This window comes from Caproiciproducens galactitolivorans, from assembly GCF_029266045.1.
Taxonomy (GTDB): domain Bacteria; phylum Bacillota; class Clostridia; order Oscillospirales; family Acutalibacteraceae; genus Caproiciproducens; species Caproiciproducens galactitolivorans.
The window spans coordinates 1-8,785 of record NZ_JAJUFJ010000022.1 but is presented as its reverse complement, the minus strand read 5'-3'; the positions used below and the strand labels follow the sequence as shown (position 1 = coordinate 8,785).

Annotated in this window: 6 protein-coding genes; all 6 read right to left on the bottom strand. The window is 49.7% G+C overall.

Annotation, left to right across the window (positions count from 1 at the left end):
• Positions 1-941: 941 nt before the first annotated feature.
• On the bottom strand, positions 942-1,376 hold the full coding sequence (locus P9B68_RS11545; protein WP_135661048.1) for a sigma factor-like helix-turn-helix DNA-binding protein: 435 nt from the start codon (positions 1,374-1,376) through the stop codon (positions 942-944).
• Positions 1,376-2,665 (bottom strand): DEAD/DEAH box helicase, encoded by a 1,290-nt coding sequence (locus P9B68_RS11540; RefSeq protein ID WP_135661049.1) that lies wholly within the window; start codon positions 2,663-2,665, stop codon positions 1,376-1,378. The genes P9B68_RS11545 and P9B68_RS11540 overlap by 1 nt, the downstream gene beginning before the upstream one ends.
• Positions 2,666-2,763: 98 nt before the next feature.
• Positions 2,764-3,045: a PDDEXK family nuclease gene (locus P9B68_RS11535; RefSeq protein ID WP_135661051.1), complete on the bottom strand. Its 282-nt coding sequence runs from the start codon at positions 3,043-3,045 to the stop codon at positions 2,764-2,766.
• Positions 3,046-3,330: 285 nt separating this feature from the next.
• Entirely contained in the window at positions 3,331-5,745 is a 2,415-nt protein-coding gene (locus tag P9B68_RS11530; RefSeq protein ID WP_277669098.1) for a virulence-associated E family protein, read from the bottom strand.
• A gap of 89 nt (positions 5,746-5,834) precedes the next feature.
• Positions 5,835-7,844 (bottom strand): DNA polymerase, encoded by a 2,010-nt coding sequence (locus P9B68_RS11525; RefSeq protein ID WP_277669097.1) that lies wholly within the window; start codon positions 7,842-7,844, stop codon positions 5,835-5,837.
• Between the two features lie 319 nt (positions 7,845-8,163).
• Positions 8,164-8,785 (bottom strand): ssDNA-binding protein (locus tag P9B68_RS11520; RefSeq protein WP_277669096.1); only part of this gene is annotated, 622 nt, incomplete at its 5' end.

Below are 8,785 nucleotides of genomic sequence, written 5' to 3'. Positions count from 1 at the left end.
TGAATTCTCATAAGCGCAACATGGCAGTATGCAGAACATCACTCCGCACCGCCTGTATTCATTCCACACGCAGCGTTTACTGCATAGCATACTGTCACCTCTAAATAAGCATAAGAAAAGCCCTGGCTTTTCACAGCCAGAACTTGGAAAAATATCTGAAAAATTTTATAAAAAGTATTGACTTATACGTACGTATAGAATATAATATAATCAGAATGGAGGTAAACTGATGGGGGAAAACGAAAAGCCCTAAAGCGTCGGATAAAAAAGCTGAAAGAAATTCTTGAATGGCTCGCACTCATAACAGGAATAACTTCAGCAATCTATACGATGCTTAAGGGCTAAAGCGAGGGGAGCGAGAAGCTCCCCAAGCTCACCTATATTATACCTCATCGGAATGGATATGCGCAAGAATATTATAAGTGTCCCTATCCTTGCATTGGCCCTCGCAAACCTTGTATTAGCCATACGTGACGGCTTCAACCCATTAAGCATTGTTGCTCTAACGCTGGCATTTATCGTCCTTGTGTGGGATATCGTGGAGGTGATACGAAACGGACGAAAAAAATAAATACTCGGCGCAGCAAAAGCATTTGCGCTCTCATTATGTCCGGTTTCCACTTGACTTAAAACCAGAAGTTTTGGAGACGTTCAAAGCCAAGTGTGTGGAACGCGGCACAACACCCACAGCGGAAATCAAGAAGTTTATTGCTGAATATTGTAAAGCAGAGGACGAATAATCCTTTGCTTTTTCTTTGGCGTCACCGCCCGGCTCTGGCCCGGCAGGCCCCGGATAATTCCGTGCCCGGTGACATAGTTTGCGCCCGGAAAAAGGAAACAAACCGGGCGCTGAATAGGAGGAAGCGAGCCATGTCCCTTACTTGTAATTATTTCATAAACATCCGGTCAGCCGGACGTTCTTCTAAAATTTCTCAGCTTAGTTATACCACAGACGGAGTATCAACTTCTATCAACTGCTCTGAAATTTTTTGAAGCGCCCTACCATGAAGCTCGCAAACCCATTGATAAGAAATATTGAGATCCACCGCAATTTGCTCCCAGGTCTGACCGTTGATATACCTGCGAGTCAAAACCGCTCGCTGTTTGGCATCCGTTACAGACTGGATTACCACCTCAATTTTGTGTTTTATTTCTTGCAGATGGTCTATCTCCAAGTCAACTTCATGCTCCATGTCCACAATCTTTCCAACAATAACTGATACCTTGTCCTGGGCTGCGGATGATTGTACCCGGTCTGGGATAAGGCTCTGTGTCGTTTTCGTTGCAAGTTCGCGGAGTCTATGTATCTGGTCAAGCTTCGCATTAATTTGGCGGTTCGCATCCTGATATTGCTGTAAAAATTCTTTCGACGTCATTATTTTTCCTCCCTTGCTCGTTCGATTCTCACTCTTAAAGCCTTCAGTAGACTGTCTTGTGTAGTACTCTTGCCCTGCAGCGCTTCCATGACATCCTCATCCATACTGCCCTGCACAATCAGGTTGTGGATAAAAACCTTTTGCTTCTGACCTTGACGATGAAGTCTTTTGTTTGCCTGCTGGTAAAGTTCAAGACTCCAATTCAGCCCGAACCAGATTATGTGATTACCGCCGTCCTGAAGATTCAGTCCGTAGGCGGTGCTGGCCGGATGTGCCAGAAGGGCATCAATTTTGTGATTGTTCCAATCGGTTTCATCCTGCGGGCCCTGATAGACTCGGACTCGTAAGCCGGATTTTGCAAGTGCTTGTAGCAGCCTGTCCCTGTCATGCTGGAAGTTATAAAACACCAATGCAGGTTGCCCTTGTAAGGCTTCCACGGTTTCCAGGAAGGCTTCGATTTTACATTTGTGAATTTCTATCACCTTGTGGTTCTCCCCGTACACCGCGCCATTGCCAAGCTGCAGCAGCTTATTTCCGAGAACCGCCGCAGTAGTCGCCGTGATTTCTTCCTCGTTAACTTCCAGAAGCATATCGCGTTCCAGCTTCTTATACGCTTTCTGTGCGGCTGCATCCAACTTAACCGGGATGTCGTCATACACAATTTCCGGCAGTTCCAAATAATCCTTCGCACTCATACTGATGCAGATATCGGAAATCTTATCCTGAATGGTGCTACCGGCACCTTCTTTCGGTTTGTAAGAAAATATCTGCTGCGCATTTCGCTGGTCCGGGTCGAAATACCTTTGCCGGAATCCTCCAATCGTCTTCCCCAACCGTTGGCCACCGTCAAGGAGATAAATCTGCGCCCATAGGTCAATTAATCCGTTCGGCGCCGGTGTACCGGTCAGCTCCACGATACGAGAAATCTTACCGCGCACCCAGCAAAGAGATTTGAAACGCTTTGCCTGATGATTCTTGAAGCTGGAAGACTCATCTATAACCACCATATCGAAGGGCCAATCGTTGCGGTAATAATCCACCAGCCACTGAACATTTTCGCGGTTTATCACATACACATCAGCCGGTGTATTCAATGCCCGGATTCGCTGCTTGAGGGTTCCCAACACCGGAATAATCCGCAGCAATTTCAGATGATCCCATTTTGCGGCTTCTTTCGACCATGTAGCTTCGGCGACTTTTTTCGGGGCTATCACAAGCACCCGCCGAATGGCGAACCGGTTATATTTCAACTCATTCACAGCGGTAAGGGTAATAACTGTTTTTCCCAAACCTAACCCATGTCCAAAAACAGACCAAGCGCAGCGTCATTGATAATCCGTTGAATGCAATATGCCTGATATCCGTGTGGTTTGAACATCATGGGGCATCACCTGCCTTTCCATTCTGCAATCAGCCAATCGATATTCGCTTTGCAGTCTATCACTCTGACATCTAGGCCAAGCCCTGTTAAGATTTCATGCTGCCGTTCCTGCAGCTTCGTCGGCTTCTTGCCTGGTGCTTTCAACTCGACAAATACAACTCGTCCACCCGGTAAACAAACCAACCGGTCAGGCACCCCATCATTACCCGGTGAAACAAATTTGTAAGCCTTACCGCCGAGTTCCTTGACCCGATCGCGGAGGTACGCTTCTATCGTTGATTCTCTCATTTGCTTTTCATCCCTTCAAAGCCAAATTTTTTGCATTATATTGGAAACGCGCGCGCCCGCTCGCGCGCGTATTATTTTATTAAATCAGGCGCGTTAGGCGCGTCAGGCGGGTGTGCGTATGCCTAAATTACCTATTTAATATTTATTATTAAAAAGATTGTTACATTGTTACAAATGGGATTTTGTTTAGGATTTATACGGAACTTTAGCGTAACAAAGTTTGTTACAGATTGTTGCGATTGTTACATTCCCGTTTTCATGTAACAATCTGATTGTTACATATTTTTAGCCCGATTTCTCAAAGCCTCTTTGCATCTTGCAGTAGCCAAACCGCGATGTATTTTTCAGTTTTTTCCAGCCTTTTTGCATTGCAATTATGGCATTGATTTCCGCGGAATCCGAATTTTTGATTGCCCGTATGTCGTTTCCCAACGCTTCGCACCAAATCTCCAGCGCGCACACCTTGCGACGCTCTACCAGCTTTAGCTCCGGGTTTTTCTCGCCGCCATTCCAGAACATTAACCGCCTCTGCAAATCCCACGAATCCCAGTCCTCCGGGACTTTCTGTTCAAGGAAGTCTATTATGATACCCTCGCGGGTGCTATGCTCTCTGTGGCTTTCCTGTTCTTCCTTAGCGGCCTTTTCCAGTTCACCGGATAAATACAACGGCTCCCCAAGTTTCCAGCGCGTGACCGCCTCAGCCCATAGCTGGTCTAACTCATTATCTAAGTCTTTAAAAACGCTTTTTGTCGGCTGCGTGATTGCCAGATCAACCGGCCAAAAGCGCCGGCCGCCGGTCGGGTCACGTAGATATTCACCGTTATTGGATGTACCGAAGAATACACAGCACCGCGGGCATTCCTGCACATGGCGCCCATACGCCGCACGGAACCGGTCTACGCGTTGGCTGAGGAATTGCTTTATCCGTCCTACTTCTGATTTATTAAAGGCTTCCAGTTCGCCGATTTCGACGATCCAGACGCCCTGAATTAATTCGCAAGCTTCTTTCCCTTCAAAGGTTTTAAGGCCATCTGTGAACCACTTGCGCCCCATTTTATTCAGCAGCGTGGACTTGCCAATCCCCTGCGGTCCCGTAAGGATAGGCATCGTATCGTATTTGCAGCCGGGGTTTAGTGCGCGGGCGACGGCCGCGGTAAAGGATTTCCGGGTTACTGCCCGAACATATTCGGTATCAGCGGCACCAAGATAGTCGATGAAAAGGCGGTCGAGCCGCGGCACACCGTCCCATTGCAGGCTGTTCAGGTAATCCTTCACTTCATTAAAAGAATGGTTGTTCCCACACAGGCCGAGCGCATCCGTAACCTTATCCTTGCCGGTGATACCATAAATTTTCTCCATATACCAGCGTGCGCCTTTATCGTCGTTGTCGTTCCATGTCCGCCGTCCCGGGTGGCTTAAATCCCATGGTAAGGTGTCGGCAACAATACCGCGTTTCGCGAATTCATCATATTGGATACGGCCTTTAAGCAGCGGGTCGTTTTCGAGGATAATCAGGATATTATCGGTGGTTTTCGCCGGAACACCCGTCTGAGGGCTTACCTGCAGCAGCTTCATCCAATCCTCCGGGGTCTCGTTCTCTGCGCTCGCCGAATCGTTTGTAAAGTCCTTGGTGGCGTTCTCATATCGTTCTTTATTGAGTAACGCCGCAACCGTAGCGTCTGCAACGGCCAGCTCGCACATGGCGGTAAAGGACGGCAACCGGTTTATCGGTGTATCGGGCTTTGCCTCGTCGTCCTTGTTGGAAAACAGGTGATATCGAACAAGGTCAAAAGCGTTACAGAGTTTTCCGCCGGCGGGGTCGGTCGCATGATGAGAGTAGAGAAACGCCCCATCATCATACACGATGGCGCCGCCGGTGGTGCTGCCGCCTGTATAGGTATACCGGTCGGAGCTATTGTCAACAGGTTCATAGATGCCGGGCAGGAACTTTTCCATAACATCGTAAATGTTGTATGTACGGCAGAACGCGCCGACTACGCCGCTTTTCTGCGTGGGGTCACCCTGCTTTGCAGCAAGTCGCTTGTGCGTGTCCTGCACGCCCGGCACCTGCGGCCAAGCAGTATAATCGCGCCAATCAGGATACATCGCCAGTACACCGTCAGTAGAGAGAAAGGGCTTATCGCCATATGTAAATACGTATTGACTGTCGGAGCAGCAGGACGGCCAGTACATAAGCCTTGACGCCTCAAAAGTGGACGGGTCGCACATTTCTATTCCAATTAGATTTGCGGTCATCCGAGCGATGGGTTCGTACTCGTCTGCGGTGACAGTACGGTCAAGCGGTAGGATAATACGCAGCCGAGGCGCGTCCGGAGAGTGCTTACGGGTCGAGTACACAGCATACCCGCAGCCAAGCCCGTCCACCCGGCGCAGTACGTCGTTTGTTCCGCCGGCGGGGATATGGTCGAGGTCGAGGGTTAGTATATCGCGTCCGTCGATGGCGTTACCCTTGCGCCGTCCACCACCATGGACGATGCCACCGACGAACCCGCCAACGTCTTTCAGGCTATCCTGTTGGGCTTTTGACATTTTGAGGTAGACATCGAGGGTTTCTGTACCGCGCAGCGGCGTACGGAGTTTATCATATAGGTCAGATAAATAGAGAGTCTGTGCCGGCCAGCGCGTTGCATTGCGGCTGTTGCCGGTACTGATGGTTATTTGTCGGTCATATTGGAGCATTTTGTCGAAGTCACTCCTTTACGGTCTCTGAATACAAATTAGAATGTTTTCCGATTAAATCTACGAAGGCGCCCAAAATATCCCTTCTTTCAGTCTTTGGTATAGTAGCTTCCAACCCACCCGTCAGCTTTTAGCGGAAGTCCGGGCGCCCATGGTATCGGTTGGCTCATGATTTGGCAGACCGTGTCAAGGTTTGCCTTTTCCTTTTTCACATCAATTACAACTTCGTCATGCACATGGAACACAACCGGGAATCCGGCGGCTTCCAGCCGTTCGATATTTTCGGCTAAACAGTCTCGGGCGATTGCCTGTACACAGTTCTCGACGAGCTTCCCGCCGTATGTATCAATGACTTCCCACTTCTTACTTGTTTGGTTCATGCCATAGTAATGCAAAGAATCATTGCCCCATTGGTTTGGGGAGAGAAAAGGCTTTGCGTAATACAGTTTCCGTCCAGACGGTAAAGTAATCGTAAGGAAAAATTGGTCGGTTGTATGGTCGCCCTCAAGGGCAAATATCAAGCCGCGAACGCCCGCCGGCCGTCCTGTCTGAACAACGTTGATTGCTGTATTCTCAACTGAGTACCAGAGGTCAACAATCCGTTTGTTGCTGTCTCGCCAGCGGCGGACGATATCGGGAAGGTCTTCTTCCGAAATTCCCATTTTCAGGGCACCCATACTTATGAGTGACCCGGAACCACCTTGATAACCGAGCGCGAGGGTGGCGATTTTGCCCTTTTGCCGCAGCGCATATTCCGGCTGCCCCTTGACGATCTTCTCAATCGGCACGCCAAACATCTGGGAGGCGGTCGCTTCGTAAATCTTCCCATGACTGCGAAATACATCCAGTACCCATTCTTCGCCGGCAAGCCACGCGATTACGCGGGCTTCAATGGCGCTGAAATCTGCGTCCACAAACTTGTGCCCCGGTGACGGAACAAGCGCGGTACGGATAAGCTGTGAAAGGGTATCTGGCACGCTGCCGTAAATCAGCTTCAGACTTTCGATTTTCTGATCTTTAACCAAATCACGGGCTAGATCCAGCATTCCGCCATTAATATGTGTCTGCGGAAGGTTTTGAGGCTGAATAATTCTGCCGGCCCAGCGCCCTGTTCGGTTGGCGCCATAAAACTGTAATAATCCTCGTACGCGTCCATCATCGCATACCGCGTCGGTCATGGCCGTGTATTTTTTTACGCTGGTTTTGGAAAGTTCCTGCCGAATTTTAAGAACCCGGCGGGCATCGTCGCTGTTCAGGTTACCGCCGAGCATCGTTTTTACGGTGTCTTTGCGTAGGTCGGCAATCTCTTCCCCAGTTTCCTTTGCCAACCAGCCGGAAAGCTGCGCTACGCTGTTCGGATTCTCCAGCCCGGTAAGCTGAATGGCTTCTTCGGTAAGCGCTGTAGTAACGGTGTCGGAGCATTCCAGCGCACCTCGGATTAGGTCAAGGTCAACGGCCACACCGCGGGAATTGATTCGCAGGTCGGTTTCCCATTGGTGCTGTAATTCCGGCGGTACTGGGAACGGAGATAACCGACGCTCGATTTCCTGCTCGGTTACTACATCCTGCCGGTTATATTCCTTGAACAGTTCCCACTTCTCAGGTTCGTGTTGCGGTAATGTCCGGGTGCGGTTACCGTTGCGCGCTGTAGGCTTGCAGGGTACGCAGAATGTCCGGATTAATGCTTTGCCGGTCGCCAGTTTGCGCTTATCTTCCGGTAATCCGAGCGCCTTTCCCGCGGCGTCCAGACTTGCCGGATACCCACAGTAGAGAGCATGGAGCATTGTATCGCGCCAACTCAGCAGAGAGTCAATCGGGTTTCCTGTAATCAGATTTTTCTTACAGCTTGTTAAACAGTACCATTCAAAAGCCGCATTATAGGCGTGCTTGATAACATTTGGATCATTCAGAGCACGGAGTAACTCTCCTGGAATTTTTTCTCCGGAAGCAAGGTCAACTACTACCGGCGGCGCCCCGTCGAGGGAATATCCAAGCAGCAGGATTTGAAAATCCGGAGATTGCACGTATTTATACAGCCCTGCCTTTGCGATTGGGACAGAGGAAAAAGTTTCAAGGTCAATGTTCAGGTGATGAATCATTGGACATTCTCCTTTAACTCAACTTCGTAAGGGAAAAGAAGCTTAATACGTTCTGCTTCTGCTATAGCCTGCGAGTAACGCGCGTAGTCCTTCTCCGCGAGTTCATACTCTCGGTAAGTATAGTTTGATTTTGTGGTTTTCACAGTTTCATTAACAACTGGTTTAAGTGTATCTAGATCAATGTGTAGATATCGGTTTGTAATAATATCAGGTCTATAATTCGGAGATTGATAAATTAGGTTCAAAATCTTATCCCCCCCCATAAAAAGATTTCTGGGGCGGGGCCTTACGGTGACCCCGCTAGGAACGGGCAACGATGTTATCTGGTGAGCGGAGCACCGGTGATCGGGTCAACGGCAGGATACTGCGGATAATTTTGCGGCATATCGGGATACTGCTGTGCCGACGTCTGTGCGAACGGCGGATATGCAGCGGCAGCGGGTTGCTGTGCATATTGCGGGTACTGCGGAGCCGGAGCGGCCACGGGTTGTGCCGGATACGGCGGGATATTGGGTGCGGTAACCGCGGGCTCTGCACCGCCAAAGTCGTCCTCTGCACTAGCGCGCTGACCGCCGAGAGGTTCACCGTCCGCAACTTTCTGGACATTATCGAGGGCAACGCCTATGCCCTTATTTTGTGGAGCGCTGTATCCAAAGAACGTTACACCGACGTTAGCATACATGCCGGAATAAATCTGTGTTGCGTCTAAAATCGGTTGCAGGTTGAGGTCAACCACGGTGACTGGTTGTTTGCTGGAAGCAGTAAATACCCAGCAGCCTTTGCATTCGTCACCGAATGGCTGACCATCGGAAGGACGGGTACCATCGCCGTCATGAACACTAACTTTCGGTGTAGCAGGAAACGCCTTGCCGTACTTCTCGATCGCTTTCTGCGTAGCGGCAGCGATTGCGGCGTCAATCAGAGCCTTGTTATTTGCCGGG